Below are 24374 nucleotides of genomic sequence, written 5' to 3'. Positions count from 1 at the left end.
TGCCGGAGGGTGTCTGATGGTTTGTGTGTGGGAATCCATCCCGCATAAGGAGATAAGCCAGAATGACTGGGGGCCTGATAAAACCTGGAGCCCGGTCTCTGAAGAGAACGCACCCTTGCAGCGACAGACAATGATCGCAACTCTGGCTCACGAACTAAAAACTACGTAATCCAACCACTATTTTGGGTGAAAGCCAGAAGGAGAAAAGATTAATGAGCAAGTTAATTGAAAGAACTGCACTTAGTATTTGGATGATTAGTGTATTTTTTCTTTGCATGGTCGTGATCCTTTCCCTTCTGCCTTATTCGCCCGTCCGTAGCTCCGTTTCATTTATCGAAAAAGAAAAGCTTACTGCTATTGTGCCCCAGGGGTGGGGTTTCTTCACGAAGGACCCTCAAGAAGAAAGATTGAATTTTTACAAACTAGGTTCTGACCGAAAATGGTTAGCGGACGACGTGGCTAACGCGTCTTCGACAAACTATTTTGGTGCAAGTAGACGATCGCGGCTTAGGGGGTTGGAACTCGCTAAGCTATTAACGCATGTTGGAGGGCCCAAGTCGGAGAATTGGAAGACGTGTCTATCCACCAGTCGTGATGATTGTTTGAACTCTGTCAAAGATAAAAATCCCATAGAAGTTAATAACGACTATCCCATCAAGACAATTTGCGGACCCTCTCTAATCACTCAGCAAAAACCCAATCCATGGGCTTATAGCCAATCCGGGTTTGCAAATGGGAATGATATTAAATACCTCTTTGTGAAAGTGAATTGTGATTAGAGTGAGAATGTATATAAAGAGCCTAGCTGATTCGACATTTTCCGGTGCTTATGGCATTGGTCGATCACTAGTAGCATTGGGTCTACTGCTAACCGTAAGCATGGATGGGAGCTCGATTTTATTTGCTCCTGATGACACTAGGTTTCCAATGGGGCGTTGTGGGACCGGAGAGATCTTAGATCAAACACTCTTCTGTTTATTTGGATTTGAAGCTGGTAGATGGATTGCAGTACTGACGTTTTTACTAGTAGTTTTTGGGGCGTTCCCAGCACTCACTGCCATTCCTTTTGCTTATGCAGCGTGGAGCTTGCAGGCTACATTGGCCATTCCTGAAGGGGGCGACCAGCTGGCCTCCAATCTCGCAATCATTATGATGCCGATAGGACTCCTTGACTGGCGATGGAATCAATGGATGAAAAGGGGAATTAGTTTCGACCGCTTTATGCAATGGCCCGAGTTTGGGTCGGGGGTCCGTTTCACTGGCCTAATTGTCATCTGGATTCAAATGTCTATCGTTTACTTCTTTGCCGCAGTAGAGAAGCTAGCTGTTGATGAATGGCTGGAAGGCACCGCAATCTACTATTGGGCATCCGATCCCAACTTTGGAGCCGTAGGAATAAGGCAACAAATATTTTCCCTTTTTACCAATAGTCCGTGGTTTGTAGTGCTAATTACTTGGGGAACGCTGCTGCTCGAATTTATGCTCGCTTTTGGTTGGTTATCTCAGGGGAGGACAAAGCGGAGGTTGATGATCGCCGGGATTATTTTCCATCTAGGAATTGCCCTCATTATGGGGTTGGTGAGCTTTTCTATTATTATGAGCGGTGCTCTAATCCTTTACCTTGGCGTGGTAAAATCGTCCAAATTGAATGATGGATTAACGGGGGATAGGTTCCGTAATTGTGAAACTGAATTGGTAGCACACTAACTCTTGGTCCTTAAGGAGCGAAAATTGATAACATCTGCAGTTTTTACGCTAGTAACATTCTCGGTTTTAGGGGTTTTTACATTTTTTATCGCGAAAGAGTCCCCCAAAGGTGAGTATAAATCGTTAACTTATACTTCCTTGCCCGGCATACTTACGCCGCGTGTGTTGAGTTCAAAAGAAAACTGGGTGATGGCCCATAGGGCAATGTCGCCGTACTTTACATCGTTAGCTGTCTATTTTAGCTTGGCTGCGGTAGTTAATGAAATAGTGATTTTTACCGCAAACAGTTATGCGGGTGTAGTTTTTAGTTGCAGCTTGTTTTTGGGGATTACTATTTTTGCCGTCCTAGTCTTTTTAGGGGACCGCGTTGTAGCAAAGCATGAACGAAGAATGGGTAAAACACGGTGAGTCGTAAAATTCAGTCTCTATTGGTTGGGGTCGTCATGGCTCTTTTTGTATGCCTATTTACAGCAGGTGTCAGTAGCGCCACTGTTCTCTCTTCCTCGGAGGGGAGTTCTTCGCTCTCTAGCGGAATATCTCATGCCGTGGAAGGGCCGGCTTTTGAGAAGATTTACAGAAATAGCCGGGGCTTCTCTTATTTAGCTGCTCCGAGAGTTTTGTCTCCAGGAGTTGCGATTACTAACCAGGATAAAGGAAAGGTGTGTTCTGCAGGATGGTTTTTTGAAAAGGGAGATCAAATTCTATTATCCACTGCCGGGCATTGTGGTGCTCAAGGGGATAGGTTCTCTTTTACTAACCAAGATGGCGAAACTGTTAGCATCGGAAAGGTAGTTGTTTCCGATTATCAGACTACGTCCGATCTTGGCATCTCAGATTTTGCGTTGATCGAAGTTATTGACCTATCTGTTGTGGGGGCAACAGTTCCTCTGGAAAATCGTTACCTCCCAGTAGAAATGACTTATGAAGATGCTCCTTCGGCATCATTTACTCGATTCGACTTTATTTGTGGCCTTGGTTTTAGATCGGGATTATCTTGCGGCCCTTTCGATTCCATAGGAGAGAAGGGAGAGCTTTTCTTTCGCCGGATTAGCGATACCGGGGATTCTGGTGGGCCAGTCTTTGGAGTTAACGGGTCTACCATTGTGCCGTTAGCTCTGGGGTCAGCTGGCAGCAATGATGATGCCACCAAATCGCTTAACCAGCCCATTTTGTCTAAAATGCGACAATACAAGTTGAAGCTGCATCTGTAGTGCTCGGGTTCAGCTTTGAACGGCGGTCTTTGTCTCTAGGCACATGTGTAGATGCTGTGAAGTGCCCCAGGTTTTGTTCCGTTTGAGTAGATGGGAAAATTTGGAACATGCCAAGAAAAATTTGACCAGGAAGCGAAGCATCGCGTGGTCCGCTTGGTAGAAGATCGCATCCTGGCGGAGAACCTTTCCATGCAGGCAGCCTGCAAGATCATGGCACCCAAAGCTGGGAGTTTCGTGGCACACAGCGAGGCAATGGACGCAGGCCGCTCGAGGTGAGGGACGCGTTACTAAACGGTTGCCTGAGGACCTTGTGGCAGAGGTCGCCAAGCTGCGTCGAGAAAATCACCAGCTTCGCGACACCAATGAGTTGTTGAAAGCCGCCTCAGCTTTTCGCCTCATGACTCGACCCAAATTGTTAAGAAATGATCCGGTTCATCGATGAGCATCGGAATCGTTTCACTGCCCGAGTTCATCAGCCAGACGTTAAACACTCACGGCGAAGGCGGTTTCCTGAATCGGCCTGGGTTTGTGGAAGGCGGTGTTTAAGCCGCTTGGGCTTCGGTCGTATCCGTTTCCGGATGATTGTGATAGTAGTAGTGTTAACGACGGTTGAAAAGTAGCCCAGTAGCAGCGGTCGAAAAGTAGCCCATTCAATCAGAATTGGATAGGTGATTTCCATGGATAATTGGGCGCAGATTCGAGTACTGCACGCGCAGGGCATGTCGATTAGAAAGATCGCGGCTGAAGTCGGTTGTGCCAAAAAGACCGTTGAACGCGCTTTAGCTTCTAACGAGCCGCCGTCATATAGGCAGCGGCCTAAAGTACACGGTGCTTTCGACCTCGTTGAAGCACAGGTACGCGCACTTTTAAATGATGAGCCGCAGATAGCGGCAACCGTCATCGCCAAACGCGTCGGCTGGACTGGGTCGATGTCATGGTTTCGTGAGAACATTCGCAAAATCCGGCCGGAGTACCTTCCTCAAGATCCTGTCGATACGCTCAAGCATCGCATTGGCGAGCAAATTCAATGCGATCTGATGTTTCCTGCCGGCGGCATCCCTAACGACACAGGAGGTGTATTCCCAGCACCCGTACTGGTCATGGTGGCCTCGTATTCACGATTTATGGCGGCATGCATCCTGCCGACGAAAACAACCGGTGACCTTGTATCCGGGATGTGGATGCTCCTTGAACAACGCTTTCAAGCAATTCCGCAACACATCCTCTGGGACCACGAGTCTGGTATTGGCCGAGTTCGTTTAACGGACCAGGTCTTGGGATTTTCCGGGGCCTTAGGCATGGGTGTCAAACAAGCACCTCCCAGGGATCCAGAAACCAAAGGGATCGTTGAACGGCACAATCGCTATCTGGAGACTTCGTTCTTTCCCGGTCGCAGTTTCCGCGATCATCACGATGCACAACACCAGCTAGATAACTGGATTGGCACTGTTGCCAACCAGCGTATCCATGCCACACTCAAACAACGTCCCATCGATAGGTGGAAAGACGAGAAGACCACGATGCGGCCGTTGCCGCCCTATCTGCCGCAAACAGGATCGTTGCGTCAGCAACGCCTTCCTCGTAACTACTACGTTCACATCGATTCCAACAAGTACTCGGTCATGCCGACAGCTATCGGCAAAATCGTCACGATCATGATCGGCATCGACATTGTCCGAGTCACCGACAGCACCGGAGTCCTGTTGGCCAAACATAAACGAGTCTGGGGGAAAGAACCAGGTCATCACGGATCCCGAGCATGCCCGCGTAGCAAAGGCCATGCGTCAACAGCTTGCGCGTCCTGCCAAGATTCCGTCTGACGCAGAGGTTGAAATACCAGATCTGAAGATCTACGACACGCTTTCAGGATGGGAGCATTGCGAATGAATAAACCAAAACATACCCAAATCGATTCCGAACTCGCACACCTATGCCAGGCGCTGAAGGCGCCACGCATCGCTGCCTCGTATGCGCACACTGCGCAGCAGGCTCGCGATGGAGCATGGACTTTTGAGGAATACCTGGCAGCAGTCTTATCTACTGAACAAGCAGCACGCGCCGAATCCGGGGCAAAGATACGCATCAAACGTGCTGGCTTTCCCCAAGTAAAGACCATCGACGAGTTCGACTTCACGGCCCAGCCTGGCCTAGACCGTGCGCGTATTGCACGCTTGGAAACCTCAGCATGGATTACCCAAGGAGACAATGTTGTATTCCTCGGACCACCAGGAACTGGGAAGACCCACCTCGCCATTGGACTATCAGTTATCGCAGCTAGACAAGGATTTAGAGTCCTTTTTGATACCGCTGCCGGCTGGGTATCCCAGCTAACCACAGCTCATAGTCAAGGCGAGCTTACGAAGTTTCTCAAAAAGCTCGCCCGCTACGACCTGCTTGTCATCGATGAGGTCGGCTACTTGCCGATCGAAGCTGATGCTGCGAACTTGTTTTTTCAGCTAGTCTCGACCCGCTACGAGAAGGCATCAATGGTTATGACGTCGAACCTTACGTTTTCACGCTGGACCGAGTGCTTCGGCGACGCGGCCATCGCTGCTGCAATGATCGACCGCATCGTTCATCACGCAGAAATCATCACGCACAAAGGAACGAGCTATCGCATTACTGGTCGCGATGACCTACTACCGTCCGTCGCCGCAGAACGCAACGAGACGCTAAGCTAACAAACACAAACTTGGGCTACATTTCGACCGTCGCTAACAAGTAGGCCTCGTATTCGATCGGCGGGATGTAGTTGATGCAGCCGTGGAGGCGTTCGGTGTTGTACCAGTTGACCCACTCAGCGGTGGCCCGTTCAACCTCTTTCCAGGAGGCGAACGTTCGCATCCTGGGACGGTCGATCTCCTCGCTGTTAAACAGCCCGATAGTAGAGTCCATGAGCGCGTTATCGTAGGCCGTCACCGACGGGGCCAATAGACCTGGTAATGCCTTCGTGCTCAATCAATGTACACAGTTGAGAGCTGGTGTACTGGGAGCCGGCATCCGAGTGGTAGATGATGCCCACAGCACTAAACTTCGCGTCGTAGCGGTTACCAACGCTCAAAGCCTGCCGCAGCGCATCCAGGACGAAATCAGACTGTTTGGTCCGTGACACCGTGTATCCAAAAACCCACCTGGAGTAGACGTCGGTGATGAATGCAACGTAGCACAAGCCCTGGTGAGTATATACGTAGCTAAATTCCGCCACCGACTACTGATTCGGGTGAGTAACGCTATCCCAAGCGCGTTTGCAGTGCTCAGCAAAGCGCGGGTCGCCGGGATGGGACTGCGTCGTGCAGATCGCCGTGCGCCGCAGTACTTCCTGGATGCCAAGGATTTTCAGCAATCTTCCTACCTGGTCACAGCCTATGGCCCAGCCTTCCACAGCTTCCTGCGCCCGTAGACGCCCCGATGGCAAGCCCAGATACGTAGAAGCCTTTGTGCTGCATATGCGTCTTCTCATTCGGGGTCAGTCGGACCACAAGCCCGGCTGCGATAGCGACGATACGCAGACTCCGAAATGTCATAGTGGTGCTCACGCAAAATCCGGCTCATCCGCTCGATGGAGTAGTGGTGCCGGTGCCGCTCGATAAAAGCGACGACTATTTTAGTGTGCGCTCACACTTCTCCTGGGCGAAAAAGCTGAGGCCAACTTCAACATCTCGTTTGCTTCTTTGAGCTGGTGATTGTCCGTGCGTAGTTGGGCAAGCTCCGCGTTTTTGTCCTGCTTGGATTTTGCCATTGCCTGTGCATTGGTGGCCAATGCTTTGTGGATCCAATTGTGCAGTGTGGCTGGGTTGATATCCAGCATCCCGCCGATCTTTCGGTGTGCACCGGAGTTCGTGGCACCATCTTCGGCCACAACCTCGTAGTACAAGCGCAGCGCGCGCTCGCGGGTGTCCTGATCGTACTTCGCAACAGCCATGGGCCAAGTATCTCCTATGTAAGTCCATGCCCGTCACAAACCCAGTACCCCTCACACCGGTATCTCAGTGAACCTACTAGGGGTCAGGCCCGCAGTCGGTTCCTAGGAAAGTACGACACTCTCCAGAATTAACAAGAGTGACGCGGGATTGCCGACCTCCTTCAAGGTGAGTCTTTAGAGATTTATTTCTTCGAGCTCAAGCAGGTTCTCGACTCGTTTATCGAGCATGTTCTTAATTTCTATTCGTTCCGCTGACTTGTGGCTAATCCGAGAAGAAATATGGTAGGGCGACAACATGTGCATAAAGCAAAGAGTCTCCCCTATAAAACGTTGAAACTCGTCCAACTCCAACGAAGGTTGTAGCCCAAAATTAAAGTAAGATAGTTGCGATGCGGCATGTGAATCGGGATTGATGAACACTCGACCCGGATAGAACTCTAGGAATTTTTTCTGTCTCTCGCCCATATCTTCAAAGTATTTCCGGACCTTCGCGGAAGTCGAAGCGTCGGTAGTTTTTTCTCCGAGCTCGAAAGTAACGAAGGCCTCCCATACACGCCGAACTTCATTAGCCGTGAGTTTCTCGCAAACGCCTTTGTCAGCGGTTGCCCAAAACATACGGCGGAGTATGTCTTCGTAGACGTCACTTGCCGCGAAGTTCTTGTGAGTTATCTTACCCTCCGAAAACTCCCAAGTGAGCTCTGAGCCAGAGAGGTTGGCATTTAGGATTTTGGATAGATCGTAGGCAACCGAAGGATCGTGGGTGAGGAACAACAATTTTGAGCCATTTGGGGTGCAAAGCATTTGCCTAGTCATAAAGCCGATAAGCGCGGTTACTCCATATCTGTTATCGAGATCAAAACTCGAAATCGGGTCGTCGAGTACAACGAGGTGAGACTTCTTAAGCCCGTCCTCGAACTCTTCCCCTTCAGCGATCTGCACAAAGAAGTAAGAAAGCGCTAAAGCGTTTCTTTCTCCTGTAGATAGATATTCGGGGGACATTTTCTTCTCGCGGTTTATTATGATGTAGCCGTGGTCAGAGGGGCGAAGTTGAATTCCGTTTCGGCCGAAAACAACTTTGAGGAGCTCATTGATTTGTTCTGCACCGGTAGCTTCTTCGCTGCTATTGTGGCGTAGATCCTTGATTGCGGCTTTCAGATCCTCAATTTCAGTTTGAATGTTCGATAATTCGGTTGATTCTTTCTCGAAGTTGTCCGTAGCAGCCGAAAACTTGGCGATTTCTGCGCTAGCTTCGATAGCTGCCATTTTTAAATTTAGCTCGTCTGCATGTCGGAGAATCTGTGTCCTAGTTGTATATGGCCGAGTTGTGGTCGGTGACGCAATTGTTTAATTCTTTAATGGCCGATTGCCAATCTTTAACGGCACCCTCGAATCCTTCAGCCCTTAATTCAACCTTTGCCCGAGGGTTGTCGATCTTTTGCTTCAGAGCAGCATTAAATTGCGACTTCAAGTTCTCCAAATTCTGAGAAGCGTTCGAAGCTTTGTCTTGTAATTCCAAGGGGACGCTAGCAATCTTTGGAAGCGGTATTTTAGCATCCCAGACGGCCTCGAAGTTGGTCAACGCCTGAACTTCTGAATCCAGTTCAATCTCATCAATAAGGTTTTGGAGCAATGGGCGGACTTTGTCCTTGTGCGTTTGCGGAATGTCTTGGAAGCAAGTCGGACAGCAATCAGCTTGTTGTGAGAACAGATCATTGAATTTATGTCGAAGATCTTCTAGACCCTTCGACATAGTTTGAATACGGGTCTTAAGTTCATCATCAGAGCTAGAATCGGTTCTAGTCAATCTTCTCGATTGCGTGGCGAGCTCCAGCAATGTCAAGGGAAGGGATGAACTGAGGGCCAGAATAGTTGTCGACTTCACGGCTTTCCGATTGTGACAGTTTCGTTTTCGCTTGCTCGAACTCGCTAGCTACGGCTTCTAAGGAGGTGTCTGGTTTTCCAAGTTCGATTACAGCTTTTCGAACCGTATCGGTAATCTTTTTCTTTTTTCCATGTAGGGCAAAAGCGCGGTTCGCCCAGGAGCCTTCTTCGCTATCGGAAGATCCTTTTAGCGATTGGGTTAACCTCGTTTTGGCGTTTTCCAAAGCTTTGTTGCGGTTAGAGACTTTCTTTTCGATATTCCGATGTGAATTGTTTAATTGGCTAAGAGTTTTCTCCTTTTCTTCAATCTCTTCTTGATGATCTACCTGCTCCCCTAAAAGAATTACAGGGTTCAGTTTTTCGTGGCCGACCTGACGCACATTTTCGTTGATGAAAGATTCATCGAACACGTGAATGTCCGAGGCATCTTGGAGATCGAGCGGGCGGTTGTCTCTATCAAACGCTCGGAAACCGCTCGTAGGTTCTTTCAGGGCTCTAGCCAAAGAGGATTTGCCCGCGCCATTTTTTCCATAAACGATTGCAGCGCGGCCAATGGAGCTCGACTGATTAGACGTGGACAAAAACAGTGGGATTAGTTGAGTTCCAACATGCTTGAAGTCGACTTCGATTGAAGCTAGCTTTGATATCCCTTGCATTTTCTACCCTTCTCTGAGGAAATTGACTGTTGAGAGCTTCATCTAGTTGCGCAGGGGGCGCAAGATTTTCCCGCTTTAGAGTATCATCACGGAAGATTTTTCTTGCCGAAAATTACAATGATTTTTTAAGCCTAGTAACCTTTTGCAGAGACCATTTTTTGGGAATGATCGTCACCGGAATCTTTCTTCGTTTGGGTTGGATTTTCAGGGAGAGGGGAAGCGTCCCTGCGGGCAACCCCAAGGGGGCTTGGAGAAAGTTGGGTGTTACTTCGTTCGTAGGGCGTAATGGTATGTGCTTCGATAATGTGATGAGCGAGTCATGTGGGTCGGTGCTCAAGGCCTAGCTCTAAGACTGTGATGTCTAGTGACTTCTTGGACTCGGAGTCCAGTTAGTTTTTGACGCAGAGTCCAAGAAGTTTGTGAACAGAATGTCTAACGACTTTTTGGACTCTGCCTTCTTGACAATGCGGGGATGGCAATTCCCATTACTCTCCGCAAGAAGATAGCGGATTTCGACCCCATCCGTGGGGGCAGAGAGTGTCCGATTGTTTGTGTGCGGGGGCTTGGTTTACAAATAATCCGCGAATCGATCCGGATACGCCACGGCTAGTTGGTTAATGGCTTGTTTCCACCCGGTGGCTTTCGCTCCTTCAATATAGCCTTGCACTCATTGTTGCGTTTGGCTTTCTTCGCTCGCTGGGCAGCACGCTTGTCTTCGATGTTGCAGATCATCAACCACAGTGTCTTCAGCGCCGCGGTATCGTTCGGGAATTGGCCCCTGTTACGGGTAGCTTTACGCAGCCTAAGCGTTGAGTGACTCGATTGAATTGGTGGTGTAGAGCACTCGCCTGGCCGCAGGCGGGAACTGTAGAAACGGCACGAACCGCTCCCACCCGTCGCGCCAGACTTTGACTGACTGGGGGTATTTTAGGCCCAGTTCACTGGCCTTAAAAGCATCCAGGTTGGCGCGTGCGGTGTCCTCATTGGTGGCGGTGTAGACCTTACGCAGCGCGCGAGAGACAGATTTGCGGTCCTGATAAGACACCCACCGGTTCGCAGCTCGAATCAGGTGCACAGTGCAAGTCTGCACCATGGAATTCGGCCAGGTTGCCTCCACGGCTTCTGGCAGGCCCTTGAGCCCATCGCAGCACACGATGAACACGTCCTGGACCCCGCGGTTAGCTAAATCTGCGCAGACTGATGCCCAGAATGCAGCACCTTCATGGTCAGCGATCCACAATCCCAGGATGTGCTTGATGCCGTCGATGTCGACACCAACCGCCATGTAGCAAGCCTTGTTGACCACACGGTGGCCGTCACGGATCTTCACGCGTAGGGCGTCGAGGAAGATCACCGGGTAAAACTCGTTGAGCTGGCGATTTTGCCAGATCATGACCTCATCCAAGACCGCATCGGTAATGGTGCTGATCGTATCCGGGCTCATATCCACCCCCCAGCGTGGTGGAAAGATGGTGGCAAATATCGCGCACTGTCATCCCGCCGGCGTAGGGCGAGACGATCATGTCGTCGAGCTCTGTGAGCCTGTGTGCACCCTTGGGCACCATGCGGGGAGTAAACGTGCCGGCACGATCCCTGGGCACAGTTACTTCCACCGCGCCGTATCCAGAATTGACGGTCTTGATGTACGACCCGTTGCGGTGGTTATTCTCCTGTGAGGTTTTGACCTGGGCTTTGGTGTTGCGGTCGGAATGGCTGTAGCCCAAATGCGCATCCATCTCCGCCTGTAGGCCAACATTGATCGATGCCTGTAGCAGGCCTTTGACCAGCTCGCTTGCATCATCAGCGGAAGCCGACAGCTCGCTGATCAAGCTGGCGAGCTTAAGGGTTTTCCATCAGCTTCTCGCTGATCTCGTTGACCCTCGTCGGGTCATGGCTTTTCTTCGGTGACACCGTAGTCATTATCGGTGAAACTCCTTCAGATTAGAACCTCACACACAAACTTCCTGACACTCTCCTTCGCAGCCTGATCATATTTTTGGGCGCAGTCAAGATTTTGCGAGCTATTCAAACCGAACAAAAACTAGGACGCACCAGATTCTAATCTGTAGGGTCAATAACTAGCGCAGCGAGTTCCAGAGGTTTTCTGCCTCAATCTCGTCCCAGAGCACCACGTTTCCGACGTCGGTATCGGCGAAACCTCCCACCGGTACCGTCGTGGTTTCCACCCCGGTACCCATTGACAATGCCAGGCGGGCCAGGTGCCATACGTGATCGCTCTCGCCGACGGTAAACGATTTCGATACCGAGCTGATCATCGGGAATACATCAAACGGGTTGAGTAGCGTCGACGGGTTGGTGGCCTCGTGCATCAGCGCAGAGAAAAACTCTCGCTGGCGTTCTACACGGTCCAAATCACCCATCGCGGTGGCACGGGTACGCACATAGCCCAGTGCGTTGGCACCGTCCATTTCTTGGCATCCTGCGCCAACATTGAGATTCGCCAATGGATCATCAATCGGCTCCGAAGGGCACAATTCCACTCCGCCGATAGCGTCGACAATATTGGCCAAACCGCCCATGCCCACTTCGGCGTAGTGGTCAATGCTGACGCCGGTGTTGGCTTCCACGGTGTGCGTCAATAGTTGTGGGCCGCCATAAGTAAACGCCGCATTGATCTTGTCTTGCCCAAAACCGGGTACGTCGACGTAGCTGTCGCGAGGAATGGAAATTAGCTGTGCACTGGTGCCTTCCAGGTGCAGCAACATGATCGCGTCGGTGCGGCCCGTTCCAATATCGCCACCGGTGCCCAGGCGCGCGATATCTTCTTCGCTTAAGCCCACGCGTGAATCCGAACCAACCAACAACCAGTTCGTGCCCTTGGTGGATCCGATAGGCGCCTCAGGCTCCGAAGCCACGCGGGTGAGCTGGGCGTCTGCCCAAAAAGCGATGACCAGCAGTAACACCACGAGCACTGCCAACGGCCAGCCCAGACACCCCACGCAACCGAATTTTGGGCGGCGCAGCTTCGAGCGCAACCCGGCCGCACTAAACTTTCCGAAACCGTGCCCGGCGGTTGCACCGGGGTGCTGATTCCGTAGATCAACGTGGGCTTGCTGGTAGGGCTGCCCAGGTTGTTGCGCGTAGGGCTGCCCGACATAATTTTGTGGCGGCCGCTGTTGCGGGGGCTGTTGCTGTGGGGGTGCCTGGGGGAATTGTTGCGCGGAACGACGCGGCACTTCACTGTGACGTCCATGCCCCGCAGCACGACCCTGCGCGTACCCTGCTGCGGCGCCACCGACAGCACCACCGATAGCACCGCCAGCTGCTGGACCACCGAGATCCATACGGGTTGGTTCCGCAGGGATTCTCCTCTGGTTGCGTTGCTGCTGTAGCTGTTCGCGGCCTGCATTACTACGCGCGGAGTTGGCTCGCTGGGCGTCATAAATGGCGCGCTCGCGGCGCAGTTTTTCTCGATCAATTTGCGGGCGGTTTGCACGCGAATCGGCCCGATTAGTGCGCGTTGGGCGCGCAGCACGAGGGACACGCGAAGCTTCTTGCGGAGCTTCCGGCTTGGCATGACGCCCGCCGTCAGCGGAATGTCGGTTGCTTCCAGCGGAATGCCGACCACTACCTTCCCGCGTTCCACCTTGCGCCGGGCGCGGGCGCCGTCGCACCGGCCGACCGTAGCGATCCAGCAGCGGCTTACCGTCGCGCCCCAGGACGACGTCACCTTCTGCAGGCCCGTGGGATTCCCCGTGCCGTCCAGTTGGCCGTTCTCCGCGATCATTCATGGCAGATACTTTACCTACCCTTGCTCGCAGGCTGCTCGTTAGCCAAAAACTCAGGCATGCACATCAAGTGCGAGCCCGAGCAGCTCGTCGTCGGCAAGCGTGACTGACCCCAGATGTACCCCAGCCGGTGGACGCCCAGGCAAAGCCACCGGAATAGAGATAGCGGGCCGTCCCGTCATATTAAATACCGAACACCATGGCGACCAACGGGTTTGCTCGGCAAAACACCGGGCGTGCTCCATCGCAGCAAAATGGCCCAGCGGCGGTGGATCGTGGGAGAGCGTGGGCGATAACACCACATCAACGTTCCAAAAAGAATGCAACAGACCATTCAGTGCGAAGGCGTGTTTTTTCGCTGCCTGCACATCCGTTGGCGCTTGCCGACGCCCTAGCTCCACCACCCAGTGCGGGTAGCCGACGGTGCCTGAGCCTGGTGCTAATGTGTCGTCGGCAAGCGCGGTGGCGAGCGCGGAGCTAAAAATCGTGCGGAAGGCGTCTAGGGTACGCTCACCGGGAAACGCAGTGATCGGGATAATCTGGTGGCCCGCGGAATCAAGCGCTTCGGCGGCTAGCTCTGTGGCCTGCAACATGGGGTCGGCAACCTCGGCGTCCGTCAAAATTGGGTCCGTCAACAGGCCGACGCGCACACGAGAAACGCTGGGATTGAGAGCGTGCAAGAAAGCGGAATCGGCCACCGTGGTCGTGACAAACCCCTGCACCGCCAACGCCCCGTTCTGCATCCCAGGTGGCCGCGGGGTGGTGGGTTTGAAACCGACAAGCCCGCAGGCCGCAGCCGGAACACGGATCGAGCCACCGCCATCCGAGGCATGCGCGGCGCGCACAGTACCGAGTGCGACCAGTTCTGCAGCACCGCCAGAAGAGCCACCCGGGGTAGCTCCTGGCCACAAGGGGTTCGTCGGGGCGGGCAGGCCTACCGGCTCGCAATCAATGCGTAAGCCCAGCTCAGAAGATGCGGTTTTTGCTTCGATGCGCGCGCCCTGGGCTTGCAGATGCGCTAGAAACGGCTCGGTGCGCTGGGCAATATATCTGCGGGAGATATTGCCCAAGGTGGTGGGAAGCCCGGCGACGTCGTAAAGATCCTTTGCCGGAATCGACCAACCCGCCAGCCGCTCGGGGTTGGGGAGGTGGCGAGGTGTCATGATTTAGTGACAGCTTGAATGGCATGTCTGATAAATTCTGATCGTGAAATCCCCAGCTCGTCTGCGTTGCTATCGACAATTTTTAGTTCTTCAGCGGTTAATCGAACGGCGATTACTTGGGAGGGTTGGGCACCTCGACCTGGGCGGCCGCGACCACGTTTTTTTAGTGCTTCCACGTCATACCCGGCCTCGGCTTCAGAAACCCAGGCATCAATTTGATGTTCTGTTGCTTTAACTGGCATGCCTATATCGTATAACGAAAATATCCTCAGGGGTACTTTTTACTTCCGTGTTTTTCAATCGCAGAATGATGTGAAATAGCAGGGTAATCTAGCGGGCATGAGCACCGTGGCATACCTGGGACCCGCCGGAACTTTCACCGAGGCCGCACTGCACAAGCTACAGCGCGCCGGGGCGTTTGCTGGGGCGGAACACGATGCAGAGACTGGTGTTACCGCTGTTCCGGTGGCTTCGCCGGGTGAGGCTTTACGACGTGTCAGCGCAGGCGAGGCCGACTATGCCGTCGTAGCCGCAGAAAGCTCCGTCGAAGGCGCAGTGACTGCCACGCACGATGCATTGGTGGAAAACCCCCGATTGCAGATTTTCGCCGAGGCCACACTGGATATCCAATTCAGCATCCTGACTGGTACCGAGGAAATCGCGGCAAAGCCGCACGCGATTACCAGCATTGCGACGCACCCGGTGGCGTATCAGCAAATCCGCACCTGGGTGGACAATCATTTGCCGAATGCCGAGTTCATCCCGGCCCCATCCAACGGCGAGGCCGCACGCATGGTCGTGCAAGGCCGTGTCGATGCCGCTGCTGCCCCGGATAATGCCGCTGATCTGCATGGGCTCGCGCGGATGGCACAAGGGGTGGCGGATGTTTCCGGCGCCCAGACTCGTTTCATTGCACTTACTGCGGCGCAGCGAAGCGTTGCACCCCGCACTGGCAATGATCGCACCGGAATCATTTTTCACGTGCACAACGAACCCGGCGCATTGGCCGGCGTACTGCAGGAAATCGCTGGCCACGGGGTGGATTTATCACGCATTGAATCCCGGCCGACGCGCACCGGACTGGGCACCTACCGCTTTCACCTCGACATGCATGGCCACATCGACGACGCGCCGGTGGCCGCGGCAGTCGCCGCCCTGGAGCGGCGGTGCGAGAAAGTGCAATTCCTCGGCTCCTGGCCCAAAGCACGGTAATTCACAGGCACGGCAACTCATAGGCAGGGGTTAAGCATGGGAAAAGTCATTTTGCTCCGCCATGGGCAAACGCATTCCAATATCCACGGCTACCTGGATACCCGCCCGCCGGGAGCAGAACTCAGCGAGCTCGGGCGTCGGCAAGCCCACGCTGTCGGTGAGGAATTTGCCCGTGAACTGGGAGAAATCCCGCAGTGGTGGTCGTCGATGGCCATCCGCACGCAGCAAACCTCTGAGATCGCTGCCCGGGCCTTCGAGCAATTCCGTGGGCTAGAACCCTATACCATCCCGGTGCAGGTCACCCCAGGTTTGTATGAGGTATTCGCTGGCGACTATGAGATGAGCCAAGACATGGGGAAAATCGCCGAATACCACCAGTGTTTGCTGCGGTGGCTCGAAGGCGACGAACACGCAGCAACCCCCGGCGGTGAAACCTACCCCGAGATTCTGGCGCGCTATTTACCAGTGATGGAACAAGCCGCAGCCAGCGATCACACCACGGTCATTGCCAGCCACGGCACCGTGGTGCGCGTGGTGGCGCGTTACCTTACCGGCCTGGATGCGCGGCAAGCATTTGAATGGTATCTGCCGAACTGCCGCTATATCGTGCTGGACCCGGCAGGGCGGGAATTTGGGCAGTGGAAGCTCGACCGCTGGGGCGATTATGATCTGGGGGTGCTGCTTTAGGTACCGAGCAACCTTTACCCAAAACCAGCGGCATGCAGCTGCTCTTCGTCCATACCGAAATAATGCCCAACCTCATGAAACACAGTCACCTCGACTTCGTCGGCAAGCTGCTGCACACTGCTGCAATAACGCTTCAGCGCCTCGCGGTAGACAAAAATCGCGTCCGGTAAAAACCCCGTGTGGTGGTGAGTGCGCTCCACCAAGGACACGCCCTCATACAGGCCTAAAATCTCGGGGTTGTCCGGGTGAAAATCCTCAATCAAAATGGCAACATTGCGCAGGCGATACGCAAAATCATCCGGGATTTTATCCAGTGCATCCAGCACTAGCTCCTCGAAATCCTCGTCGCTGATGTCCACCATGATCAGTTACCGCAATCGGTTACCACGACCAGCTAACGCCGCGGGTTGCGCTCCGGGCGTTCTTCCGGTGGGCCGCCATCGATCGTCAACGCACCGCGGCCTTCACGTGCCGTACCTTCAATGGTGGAAAAACCGCCGCCATCGCGGGCATGCACCAGCGTGCAATTCACCGAATGGGAACCGTTGCGCCAGGAATCCTCACTCAGTGCGCCCCAATACGGTTGCAGCGTCGACTGATACAGGTTTTCTTCGCCGCCTAAGTAATCCTCGGCGGCGCGGGTGCAGACGTCGGCAAGAAACTCATCTTGCGCTTCTTCAGCCGGGTAGCCGTCTGCGAAATTTTCCAACAGATTGACCGTGGAGGTCACCTCCATCTGGTGCGGCTCGCCACAGGCGACCTCCGTCAGCGTCTGGGATTCCTCGATACGCAGGCACGATTGTGCGCTGTACACCCGGGCCTGGTCACGCTCGGAGACCTTGCCGGTGGTCAACTGCGGAACGCCGCGGGAATCAGTGCTTTGCAAACCGCACAGCATGGTCCGGTCCCCGTTTTCCCAGGCCGGGGCGGGCGGCAAGATTGGCGCAATGGAATACTTCCCGGAAGGATCAAAGCGCCCATCCAGGTACCGCAACGTTGGTGTCCGGCAGAGTTCTTCGCGCAATTGGGCCTGCCGGGCGGTGCCAGGAATTTCCGCCTCCGGGCCGAACTCGGCAGTCGGGTACGCACTCAGATCCTCCCGCGCGGAAATTTCAAAACGGTGCTCTTCGGCGCAATCAGCCTGCTCGAAGCTATTAATCTTGCCGTCGGCGTCAATATTCCAGGTCAGGCACGCGCCGGCATCAGCGGTGGTAAACGATGCCACCTGTGGTTTCGGCTTCTGCGCAGACTCCGTTGTCGGGTTGGCGTTGACGGTGCTGTCGTTCGCCTGGCCTGTGGAGGCGGCGCCGTCGTCGGAAAACAGCCCATAGCCGGTTAATGCCGTTGCGCTGGCGAGGGCAGTCACCAGCGCGGTGCGCACTGCTACTGCTGATCGCCACGATGCCTGAGTACTCATCGGCAGCTAGTTTACCTTGTCGTTTCACGCTAAACTCTGGAGGCGTGATTGATCTGAAGTTTTTGCGCGAAAACCCTGACCTTGTCCGACAGTCGCAGCGCACCCGCGGCGAGGATCCGCAGCTTGTCGACGAGCTGTTGGCTGCTGATGAAAAGCGCCGTCGCGCCATTGCCACCGCGGATGATCTGCGCGCGGAGCAAAAGGCATTCGGCAAAAAGATTGGTCAGGCTTCTGCGGAGCAGCGCCCAGCGCTCCTGGAAGGTTCTTCGGAGTTAAAACTGAAGGTCAAGCAGGCACAGGAAGAGCAAAAAGCGGCTGAGGATGAGGTCAACGCCATCCAGTACCGGCTGCCGAATATCGTCGAAGGCGCACCGGCGGGCGGTGAAGAAAACTTCATCGAGATCGAGCGCGTTGGCGAAATCCCGAATTTTGATTTCGAGCCGAAAGACCACCTGGAACTCGGCGAAAAACTGGGCCTGATCGATATGGCTCGCGGTTCCAAGGTCGGCGGTGCGCGTTTTTATTATCTGACTGGCGACGGCGCCTTTCTGCAACTGGGCATGATGATGCTCGCCGCGCAGAAAGCCCGCGAAGCCGGTTTCCAGTTGATGGTGCCGCCGGTTTTGGTGCGCCCAGAAATTATGTCCGGTACTGGCTTTTTGGGTGAGCACGCCGACGAGATTTACTACCTGGAACGCGATGATATGTACCTGGTGGGCACCTCGGAGGTGGCGCTGGCGGGCTATCACAAGGACGAGATCATTGATCTTGCCGACGGCCCGATTCGCTATGCCGGCTGGTCGTCGTGCTTCCGTCGGGAAGCCGGTTCGCACGGCAAGGACACCCGCGGTATTTTGCGCGTGCATCAGTTCGACAAGGTAGAAATGTTCAGCTACTGCAAACCTGAGGATGCAGCAGCCGAACACCAGGCTTTGTTGAACCTGGAAAAGGACATGCTGGCGGCCATCGACGTTCCGTACCGCACCATCGACGTCGCTGGTGGCGATTTGGGAACTTCGGCTGCACGCAAATTCGACAACGAGGCCTGGGTGCCATCCCAGCAAACTTTCCGTGAGTTGACCTCCACGTCGAACTGCACCACCTTCCAGGCGCGCCGTTTGTCGACGCGCTACCGCGATGAGCAGGGCAAAACTCAGACTGCCGCGACGCTGAACGGAACATTGGCCACTACTCGCTGGCTGGTCGCGATTCTGGAAAACCACCAGCAAGCCGACGGCACCGTGGTGGTTCCAGAAGCCCTGCGGCCGTTCGTCGGCAAGGAGATCCTGGCGTGACACGCTACCGCAGCCGGGCTCGGCTCCGTGTGCCGGAAAACCTGCCGAAGCTGAACAAGCACCCGAAAGAAGCCCGCGAGTTTCCGTATGGCACCCCGGTGGTACCGATGGCTCGCTGGCTGATGTTTCTGCAGGGCATCGAAGTGACCGTGGATGGCGCCGAAAATATCCCTGCTGATGGTGGCGCGCTTCTGGCGATCAACCACACCGGCTATTACGACTTCATCTTGGGTGGTTACCCGGCCTATGTGCGTGGGCACCGCACCGTGCGCATGATGGCGAAAAAGGCGATTTTCGATACTCCGGTGGTAGGGACTTTGCTGCGGATGATGGGCCACATCAGCGTGGACCGTTCTGCAGGAAAAGGTGCTGCATCCAAGGATGCTGCGGTGCAAAAATTGCGCGAAGGCAAACTCGTGGGGATTTTCCCAGAGGCTACGATCTCACGCGCATTTGAAATCAAAGATTTGAAAACCGGTGCCGTGCGTATAGCAGATGAAGCAGATGCGCCGTTGTTGCCAGTGATTATTTGGGGTTCGCAGCGCGTCTGGACCAAAGGCTTGCCGAAAAATTTACTGCGCCCCAAGGTACCGATTCGGGTTGCCGTCGGCACGCCTATTGAGCTGAGCGGTTCTGCAGAAAAAGACACCGCAGCACTCAAAGAAGCGATGGAAAAGCTGCTGGTGACCACCCGCGAGAAATACGCTGAGCGCCACGGGCCTTTCGAGCCCGGCTTGCCGTGGATGCCCGCATCGTTGGGCGGTGCCGCACCAACCCTGGAACAAGCCGCCGAGATTGATGCCGCCGCACGGGCCGAACGTGACCGGAAGAAAGCTGCAAAAGCAGCGAAAGCGGGAAAGAAAGACCACAAGTGAGCCAGCCTTGCGGAACCGACGCCGTCGGCCCGGCCCCGCGGCTGATCGTGAGTGACATCGACGGTACATTTCTGAACTCGGCAGACCGTGTGCCGCAACGAGTCCGCGATGCCGTACACCAGGCCACCGCGCAGGGAATACACTTTGCACTCGCGACGGGGCGGCCTTTTCGCTGGTTGCAGCCGGTGCTGGAGCAACTCGCCGTGCGCCCCGTGTGCGTCACCTCCAACGGTGCGGTGATTTATGACTGTGCCGCCGATGAGGTACTTACCGCCGCGGAAATCTCGCCAGAGTTGATGGAAGAGGTTTACTACACTGCGCAAGACATTTTTGCTCCCTATGGCGGGGTGAGCATCGCTGCAGAATACGCCGGTTATTCTGTGCGGCAAGACCCCACCGAGCTATTTGTTGCCGCGAAAAACTACGCGCACACGTGGGCGGATTCGCAATTTATTACCGCTCCCACGGAACAGGTGTGGCACAAACCAGCCGTGAAATTCCTGCTGCGCAACCCGGCTATGACCGCCAACGAGATGTACGCGTTGCTGGCAGAGCACGTTGATAGCCGTCGGGCACACCTGACATATTCCATCGACGCGGGGTTGTTGGAGGTCGCAGCACCAGGGGTCAACAAGGCCGCTGGCCTGGAATATCTCGCCAAGCACCTGGGGGTGGACGCCCAAGAGGTGGTGGCTTTCGGCGATATGCCCAATGACATCGAAATGTTGCAGTGGGCCGGTTTAGGGGTCGCGGTAGAAAACGCACACCCGAGAGTGCGCCAGGCGGCTGATATGGTGACTGGGTCTAACGACGATGCCGGGATCGCCGAAATCATAGAACGGTGGCTGTAGAACAACCATGTATATCGCTGCACTCGACCAAGGCACCACATCCACGCGGTGCCTTATTTTTGACCGCGACGGGACAGTGGTCTCGCAAGCTCAGCTGGAACACCAGCAGATCATGCCGCGGAAAGGTTGGGTGGAACACGATCCGAATGAGATTTGGACGAACACGCGCCGGGTGATTTCTTCTGCGATGGTGGAACTCGACATCACCGCCCGTGATGTGAAAGCCCTGGGGGTGACCAACCAGCGCGAGACCGCCGTCGTCTGGGAGAAAGCCACCGGGGAGCCGATTTATAACGCGATTGTCTGGCAGGATACCCGCACCGGTGGGGAGTTTTCTGATGCAACGGTGTGGCAGGCGAAGACCGGTTTGTTGGCCAATTCTTATCCGGCGGGTCCGAAGATCGCGTGGATTTTGGATCATGTCGACGGCGCCCGTGAGCGCGCCGAGCGCGGCGAGTTATTGGCCGGCACCATTGATTCGTGGCTGGTGTGGAACCTCACCGGTGGTGCAGAAGAAAACAGCGACGCCGACGATGATCGGGGCAGTGGGGACCACCGTGACAATGGTTCCGGCGAAGCGCTACACATCACCGACGTGACTAATGCCTCGCGCACCTTATTGCTCGACCTGCACACCTTGGACTGGGACGATGAACTCTGCGAAGCCGTGCGCGTGCCTAAACAGATCTTGCCGACGATCGTCCCATCGATCGGTGAGGTGGGCGCGGTGCGCCACCGTGGTTCGTTAACCGGCGTGCAGATCACCGGTATTTTGGGCGACCAACAAGCTGCTTTGTTCGGGCAGCGTTGTTTCCACCCCGGTGATGCGAAAAATACCTACGGCACTGGCCTGTTTTTGCTGCTCAATACCGGCACGGAACCGAAATTTTCTGAGCATGGTTTGCTTACCACGGTCGCCTACCAGCAACAAGGGGAAAAGCCGGTGTACGCACTGGAGGGATCTGTCGCAGTGGGCGGCTCGTTGATCCAGTGGCTGCGTGATCAATTAGGGATTATCCCGGATGCTGCCTCGAGCGAATCGATCGCTGCCGACGATAACGGTGGGGTGTATATTGTCCCGGCGTTTTCTGGGTTGTTTGCTCCGCGATGGCGGCCGGATGCCGCGGGGGTGATTGTGGGCTTAACCCGTTTTGCCGATCGCAGCCACATCACGCGTGCGGCCCTGGAGGCCACGTGTTTTCAAACCAGGGAGGTGGTTGAAGCCATGCAAAAAGATGCCGGACGCGAGTTATCGGGCCTGTGTGTTGATGGTGGAATGGTGGCGAATGATCTGCTCATGCAGATGCAGGCTGATATTTTGGGATCGTCGGTACAGCGTCCGGAAATGATTGAGACCACCGTGTGGGGTGCCGCGCTGGCAGCCGGTATCGGCATTGGGTGGTGGGAGTTTTCGGATGATGACTATGTGGCTGACCGGGTGTGGGAGCCGGAAATGCCAGAAGCCCAGCGTGAGCAGCTCTACCACATGTGGAATCAAGCAGTAGAACGCACGCTGGGCTGGGAAAATGCCGCCGATGACAGCTAATAGCCGCTAGCCATTAGTCGGCATTGATCTGTAGCTCGCCGGTGGAAGGATCATAGGTGATGTTTCCACCCTGGAAATTCACGCGGATCTTCTGACCGTGTTGGTATTGCTCGCTGGTCGGTAGGCCCAGTTTTTCGAAGCCGCCATTGGCCCAAGCTTTGGCAATTTCTCCCCACAGGGCGTTGGTGCCAGCGGTCTCGGAGTCGATGATCACGCCGTTATCGAATAGCGCGAAGTTTACGTCGTCCGAGGCGCGCACAATACCGGTGGCTGGAGAACCCAGCACTGGCCCGATCAGTTTATTGATCCGTGCCCAGGTCTGCTCGATTTCCGTGTTGCCGGTGAGTTTCACAACCTGGGTGATCAGCGCCGGAACGTCGCCAAGGTGGATGTCTGAGGAAGTCGCCAAACGCTTTAACGTTTCCTCGGTGGACTCGTTCGGTGCTTTGTTCGCGGCGCCATTAGCTTGCTGCAAAATCGCCATGACCAGTGGTGCGATGATCCCGATGGCTTTGACCGCGGTCTGTAACGGGCCGTCGCTAGCCGGGTTCGAGTTTGTGTGGGCGTTCTGGGTGCTCTGAGTGCTGTTCTGGTTGGTGGTTCCAGACTGGGTGCTCTGGTTATTTTGGTTGGTGGTTCCAGGCTGGTTACCGGAGTTTCCGGAATTATTGTTCCCGGATTGCGACTGCCCCGTTGCGTTGCCCGCGATCAGGCCTGCCACCTGCTGGTATTTCTTGTTAGTGGCATTACGGATATCACTCCAGCGCGCGACCGCATGCTGGCCTGGGCACGTCGTCGCTCCGACGTCGCGGTGTCCGTGGAAACGCTGGAACGTGCGGGTATCACCGGCTGGGTATTTTGCGTAGCTGCTGCCACCGGAAGTCATCTGAATGGTGCCGGATGGATCAAAACCGGACTGCGCAGCACGCCAACCGGCGATCTGGCCGACGGACTGGATGATGGCTTCGTTGATCGGTGCGACTTCGTAGTTACCCACCATGGAAATACCAAAGGTTCCCTGGTTGTAACCACCGGCGTGGGCGCCCATCACGCCTTCGTTGAGGCCACCGCGGCGGCCTTCATAGATGGTGCCGAACTTGTCGACGAGCGCGTGGTATCCGATATCGCACCAACCTAGAGTCTGAGTGTGGTACTGGTACGCGCCACGGACCTGCGCGGCAGCGCTAGCGGCGTCGTAATTGTTGGAACCTGCGGTGTGGTGCAGGGTCAGTGCGTTGTAGTCCATGCCGGTAGCGCCGCAGTTGCCCCGGTAGGACTCGTTGGCGCCCCATCCTTGGCGGGTGACCACGCTGGGCATGCCGACGGACAGGTTGGCGGTCTGCTCGATCGCGTTTTCTGCTTGGCCCGCGCCAGCGGCGGCGTTGCCGTTGACGAACACAGCGTTGAGGTCATCGGCGCCGGTAGCACCAGCGTGTGCATCGGAGCCCGCACCGGCACCCGCGCCGTCAGTGAGGTCTACGTCGTCTGCGACCGGTTGGATAACACCAGCAGAAGTTTCCAAACCAGCCTTCGGCAGAGTGCCCGGCGTGGTGGTGTTCGTGCCGTCAGTGGTTGCCTGGCTTGCGCCTGCAGATTCCGCTGCGCCCGCCGTTTCCGCTGTGCTTGCAGATTCTTCTGAGCCTGCAGCTGCAGCTTCGTCGCCAGTAAACAGATCCAGCCCAGCCACGGAAACCTGCACGGTGTGGGTCGGCTCGACGTAGATCAGCTCGGTGCCCTGCTGAGTTGCTTCCTCCGGGTGGGGTAGTGCATCGGCTTCGAACCATTCGGTCCAGCTGCCGTCGGCACGCTTCGAACGGAAATGCGCGTTGATATCGCGCTCGCCGCTCCAGGTCAGGGCGAAAGAATCGAATTCCTCATCCTTCGTGAACTCCTGGACCGCGCGGGACGGAGCCGGGCCGTCGCCTTGGGTAGCGACAGCTGGGTCATCCACGACGGTGGCGGTACCGCTACTGAAACTGGCGGTGCTGATGCTGGCTTCGGCTTGTCCGGAACCGGCGTTTTGGGTTTGCAAAACCTGGTGGCCTCCGAAAGCGGCGGTGACCACGAGGGCCGCCGTCGCGGTGACAGCGACGACTGGGCTGGCGCTGGCCCAGTTTCGCAGCGACCCGGAGGTGCCAATACGGCGACGTAAGTGCATGAATACTCCTGTTTCCTTGAATGATCCCGCGAAGCATTTTTCCG

25 protein-coding genes and 2 pseudogenes are annotated in these 24374 nt (G+C 55.2%); 14 read left to right on the top strand and 13 right to left on the bottom strand.

What is annotated here, in order from left to right:
- Positions 1 to 212 precede the first annotated feature (212 nt).
- The 7 genes and pseudogenes from ACP8MI_RS10360 (at position 213) to istB (ending at position 5599) form a co-directional block, all read left to right on the top strand.
- The gene (locus ACP8MI_RS10360; RefSeq protein WP_018121579.1) at positions 213 to 779 is read left to right on the top strand and encodes an SdpA family antimicrobial peptide system protein; all 567 of its coding nucleotides are present in this window, start codon (positions 213 to 215) and stop codon (positions 777 to 779) included.
- Positions 780 to 786: 7 nt separating this feature from the next.
- The gene (locus ACP8MI_RS10355; protein WP_147579094.1) at positions 787 to 1707 is read left to right on the top strand and encodes a sporulation-delaying protein SdpB family protein; all 921 of its coding nucleotides are present in this window, start codon (positions 787 to 789) and stop codon (positions 1705 to 1707) included.
- Positions 1708 to 1731: 24 nt separating this feature from the next.
- Positions 1732 to 2115 carry an SdpI family protein gene (locus tag ACP8MI_RS10350; RefSeq protein ID WP_161796694.1) on the top strand — a complete coding sequence of 128 codons (384 nt, stop codon included), beginning with the start codon at positions 1732 to 1734 and terminating at the stop codon, positions 2113 to 2115.
- Entirely contained in the window at positions 2112 to 2918 is an 807-nt protein-coding gene (locus ACP8MI_RS10345) for a chymotrypsin family serine protease (RefSeq protein ID WP_284590038.1), read from the top strand. The genes ACP8MI_RS10350 and ACP8MI_RS10345 overlap by 4 nt, the downstream gene beginning before the upstream one ends.
- Positions 2919 to 2979: 61 nt before the next feature.
- Positions 2980 to 3171, top strand: a pseudogene (locus ACP8MI_RS10340) (hypothetical protein); the annotation flags it as partial.
- Between the two features lie 424 nt (positions 3172 to 3595).
- Complete coding sequence (istA, locus tag ACP8MI_RS10335; protein ID WP_284813356.1) at positions 3596 to 4738, top strand: IS21 family transposase; 1143 nt, start codon at positions 3596 to 3598, stop codon at positions 4736 to 4738.
- A gap of 63 nt (positions 4739 to 4801) precedes the next feature.
- A complete protein-coding gene (gene istB, locus ACP8MI_RS10330; RefSeq protein WP_049150002.1) occupies positions 4802 to 5599 on the top strand; it encodes an IS21-like element helper ATPase IstB in 798 nt (265 codons plus the stop codon).
- A 16-nt stretch (positions 5600 to 5615) separates the two neighbouring features.
- On the opposite strand, the gene ACP8MI_RS10325 is transcribed toward istB, so the two are convergent.
- The gene (locus ACP8MI_RS10325; RefSeq protein ID WP_082150581.1) at positions 5616 to 5837 is read right to left on the bottom strand and encodes an integrase core domain-containing protein; all 222 of its coding nucleotides are present in this window, start codon (positions 5835 to 5837) and stop codon (positions 5616 to 5618) included.
- The gene (locus ACP8MI_RS10320; RefSeq protein ID WP_284589864.1) at positions 5821 to 6123 is read right to left on the bottom strand and encodes a DDE-type integrase/transposase/recombinase; all 303 of its coding nucleotides are present in this window, start codon (positions 6121 to 6123) and stop codon (positions 5821 to 5823) included. Before ACP8MI_RS10320 ends, ACP8MI_RS10325 begins: the two co-directional genes overlap by 17 nt.
- Positions 6124 to 6138: 15 nt before the next feature.
- On the opposite strand from ACP8MI_RS10320, the gene ACP8MI_RS10315 reads away from it, so the two are divergent.
- Positions 6139 to 6318 (top strand): hypothetical protein, encoded by a 180-nt coding sequence (locus tag ACP8MI_RS10315; protein WP_284589865.1) that lies wholly within the window; start codon positions 6139 to 6141, stop codon positions 6316 to 6318.
- 204 nt (positions 6319 to 6522) lie between these two features.
- Here ACP8MI_RS10315 and ACP8MI_RS10310 read toward each other — a convergent pair whose 3' ends face one another.
- The 8 genes and pseudogenes from ACP8MI_RS10310 to ACP8MI_RS10275 all read right to left on the bottom strand — a co-directional run bounded on the left by ACP8MI_RS10310 (position 6523) and on the right by ACP8MI_RS10275 (position 14531).
- Positions 6523 to 6840, bottom strand: coding sequence for a hypothetical protein (locus tag ACP8MI_RS10310; protein ID WP_049150004.1), 318 nt, complete (start codon positions 6838 to 6840; stop codon positions 6523 to 6525).
- Positions 6841 to 7014: 174 nt separating this feature from the next.
- Positions 7015 to 8103, bottom strand: coding sequence for an AAA family ATPase (locus tag ACP8MI_RS10305; protein WP_284589866.1), 1089 nt, complete (start codon positions 8101 to 8103; stop codon positions 7015 to 7017).
- A gap of 40 nt (positions 8104 to 8143) precedes the next feature.
- Complete coding sequence (locus ACP8MI_RS10300; protein WP_284589867.1) at positions 8144 to 8590, bottom strand: hypothetical protein; 447 nt, start codon at positions 8588 to 8590, stop codon at positions 8144 to 8146.
- Between the two features lie 46 nt (positions 8591 to 8636).
- The gene (locus ACP8MI_RS10295) at positions 8637 to 9377 is read right to left on the bottom strand and encodes an AAA family ATPase (RefSeq protein ID WP_049150008.1); all 741 of its coding nucleotides are present in this window, start codon (positions 9375 to 9377) and stop codon (positions 8637 to 8639) included.
- Between the two features lie 568 nt (positions 9378 to 9945).
- Positions 9946 to 11297 (bottom strand): annotated as a pseudogene (locus ACP8MI_RS10290) (IS256 family transposase).
- Positions 11298 to 11455: 158 nt separating this feature from the next.
- Positions 11456 to 13129, bottom strand: coding sequence for an LCP family protein (locus ACP8MI_RS10285; protein WP_420361718.1), 1674 nt, complete (start codon positions 13127 to 13129; stop codon positions 11456 to 11458).
- A gap of 50 nt (positions 13130 to 13179) precedes the next feature.
- Positions 13180 to 14289 carry an amidase gene (locus tag ACP8MI_RS10280; protein ID WP_284589868.1) on the bottom strand — a complete coding sequence of 370 codons (1110 nt, stop codon included), beginning with the start codon at positions 14287 to 14289 and terminating at the stop codon, positions 13180 to 13182.
- Positions 14286 to 14531: a plasmid mobilization protein gene (locus ACP8MI_RS10275; RefSeq protein ID WP_239212025.1), complete on the bottom strand. Its 246-nt coding sequence runs from the start codon at positions 14529 to 14531 to the stop codon at positions 14286 to 14288. The genes ACP8MI_RS10280 and ACP8MI_RS10275 overlap by 4 nt, the downstream gene beginning before the upstream one ends.
- A 97-nt stretch (positions 14532 to 14628) precedes the next feature.
- Here ACP8MI_RS10275 and pheA point away from each other — a divergent pair, with 97 nt between their 5' ends.
- Positions 14629 to 15501 carry a prephenate dehydratase gene (gene pheA / locus ACP8MI_RS10270; protein ID WP_284589869.1) on the top strand — a complete coding sequence of 291 codons (873 nt, stop codon included), beginning with the start codon at positions 14629 to 14631 and terminating at the stop codon, positions 15499 to 15501.
- A 36-nt stretch (positions 15502 to 15537) separates the two neighbouring features.
- Positions 15538 to 16188 (top strand): histidine phosphatase family protein, encoded by a 651-nt coding sequence (locus ACP8MI_RS10265; RefSeq protein ID WP_049150015.1) that lies wholly within the window; start codon positions 15538 to 15540, stop codon positions 16186 to 16188.
- Positions 16189 to 16202: 14 nt separating this feature from the next.
- On the opposite strand, the gene ACP8MI_RS10260 is transcribed toward ACP8MI_RS10265, so the two are convergent.
- The gene (locus ACP8MI_RS10260; protein ID WP_049150016.1) at positions 16203 to 16550 is read right to left on the bottom strand and encodes a metallopeptidase family protein; all 348 of its coding nucleotides are present in this window, start codon (positions 16548 to 16550) and stop codon (positions 16203 to 16205) included.
- A 32-nt stretch (positions 16551 to 16582) separates the two neighbouring features.
- Positions 16583 to 17605: a septum formation family protein gene (locus tag ACP8MI_RS10255; protein WP_026168087.1), complete on the bottom strand. Its 1023-nt coding sequence runs from the start codon at positions 17603 to 17605 to the stop codon at positions 16583 to 16585.
- Positions 17606 to 17649: 44 nt separating this feature from the next.
- On the opposite strand from ACP8MI_RS10255, the gene serS reads away from it, so the two are divergent.
- Genes serS through glpK form a run of 4 tightly spaced genes read left to right on the top strand, consistent with a single transcriptional unit; the run spans position 17650 to position 22172 of the window.
- Positions 17650 to 18900, top strand: coding sequence for a serine--tRNA ligase (gene serS / locus ACP8MI_RS10250; RefSeq protein ID WP_049150018.1), 1251 nt, complete (start codon positions 17650 to 17652; stop codon positions 18898 to 18900).
- Complete coding sequence (locus tag ACP8MI_RS10245; RefSeq protein ID WP_239212022.1) at positions 18897 to 19775, top strand: lysophospholipid acyltransferase family protein; 879 nt, start codon at positions 18897 to 18899, stop codon at positions 19773 to 19775. The genes serS and ACP8MI_RS10245 overlap by 4 nt, the downstream gene beginning before the upstream one ends.
- The gene (locus ACP8MI_RS10240) at positions 19772 to 20626 is read left to right on the top strand and encodes an HAD family hydrolase (RefSeq protein ID WP_284589870.1); all 855 of its coding nucleotides are present in this window, start codon (positions 19772 to 19774) and stop codon (positions 20624 to 20626) included. The genes ACP8MI_RS10245 and ACP8MI_RS10240 overlap by 4 nt, the downstream gene beginning before the upstream one ends.
- A gap of 7 nt (positions 20627 to 20633) precedes the next feature.
- Positions 20634 to 22172 (top strand): glycerol kinase GlpK, encoded by a 1539-nt coding sequence (glpK, locus tag ACP8MI_RS10235; protein ID WP_239212021.1) that lies wholly within the window; start codon positions 20634 to 20636, stop codon positions 22170 to 22172.
- A gap of 13 nt (positions 22173 to 22185) precedes the next feature.
- Here glpK and ACP8MI_RS10230 read toward each other — a convergent pair whose 3' ends face one another.
- The gene (locus ACP8MI_RS10230; protein ID WP_239212020.1) at positions 22186 to 24330 is read right to left on the bottom strand and encodes an N-acetylmuramoyl-L-alanine amidase; all 2145 of its coding nucleotides are present in this window, start codon (positions 24328 to 24330) and stop codon (positions 22186 to 22188) included.
- Positions 24331 to 24374 lie beyond the last annotated feature (44 nt).

This window comes from Corynebacterium sp. LaCa_70, from assembly GCF_058182015.1.
This window is presented reverse-complemented; position numbering and strand designations above follow the sequence as displayed.

Excerpts from the sequence above, each read along its gene's own strand:
- ACP8MI_RS10305 (WP_284589866.1), bottom strand. The coding sequence starts at position 8,103 with ATGGCAGCTATCGAAGCTAGCGCAGAAATCGCCAAGTTTTCGGCTGCT.
- ACP8MI_RS10280 (WP_284589868.1), bottom strand. The coding sequence starts at position 14,289 with ATGACACCTCGCCACCTCCCCAACCCCGAGCGGCTGGCGGGTTGGTCG.
- ACP8MI_RS10300 (WP_284589867.1), bottom strand. The coding sequence starts at position 8,590 with ATGTCGAAGGGTCTAGAAGATCTTCGACATAAATTCAATGATCTGTTC.
- ACP8MI_RS10360 (WP_018121579.1), top strand. The coding sequence starts at position 213 with ATGAGCAAGTTAATTGAAAGAACTGCACTTAGTATTTGGATGATTAGT.
- glpK (WP_239212021.1), top strand. The coding sequence starts at position 20,634 with ATGTATATCGCTGCACTCGACCAAGGCACCACATCCACGCGGTGCCTT.
- ACP8MI_RS10285 (WP_420361718.1), bottom strand. The coding sequence starts at position 13,129 with ATGAATGATCGCGGAGAACGGCCAACTGGACGGCACGGGGAATCCCAC.
- ACP8MI_RS10255 (WP_026168087.1), bottom strand. The coding sequence starts at position 17,605 with ATGAGTACTCAGGCATCGTGGCGATCAGCAGTAGCAGTGCGCACCGCG.
- ACP8MI_RS10260 (WP_049150016.1), bottom strand. The coding sequence starts at position 16,550 with ATGGTGGACATCAGCGACGAGGATTTCGAGGAGCTAGTGCTGGATGCA.
- istA (WP_284813356.1), top strand. The coding sequence starts at position 3,596 with ATGGATAATTGGGCGCAGATTCGAGTACTGCACGCGCAGGGCATGTCG.
- ACP8MI_RS10355 (WP_147579094.1), top strand. The coding sequence starts at position 787 with ATGTATATAAAGAGCCTAGCTGATTCGACATTTTCCGGTGCTTATGGC.
- ACP8MI_RS10295 (WP_049150008.1), bottom strand. The coding sequence starts at position 9,377 with ATGCAAGGGATATCAAAGCTAGCTTCAATCGAAGTCGACTTCAAGCAT.
- ACP8MI_RS10230 (WP_239212020.1), bottom strand. The coding sequence starts at position 24,330 with ATGCACTTACGTCGCCGTATTGGCACCTCCGGGTCGCTGCGAAACTGG.
- ACP8MI_RS10265 (WP_049150015.1), top strand. The coding sequence starts at position 15,538 with ATGGGAAAAGTCATTTTGCTCCGCCATGGGCAAACGCATTCCAATATC.
- ACP8MI_RS10275 (WP_239212025.1), bottom strand. The coding sequence starts at position 14,531 with ATGCCAGTTAAAGCAACAGAACATCAAATTGATGCCTGGGTTTCTGAA.
- istB (WP_049150002.1), top strand. The coding sequence starts at position 4,802 with ATGAATAAACCAAAACATACCCAAATCGATTCCGAACTCGCACACCTA.
- ACP8MI_RS10310 (WP_049150004.1), bottom strand. The coding sequence starts at position 6,840 with ATGGCTGTTGCGAAGTACGATCAGGACACCCGCGAGCGCGCGCTGCGC.
- pheA (WP_284589869.1), top strand. The coding sequence starts at position 14,629 with ATGAGCACCGTGGCATACCTGGGACCCGCCGGAACTTTCACCGAGGCC.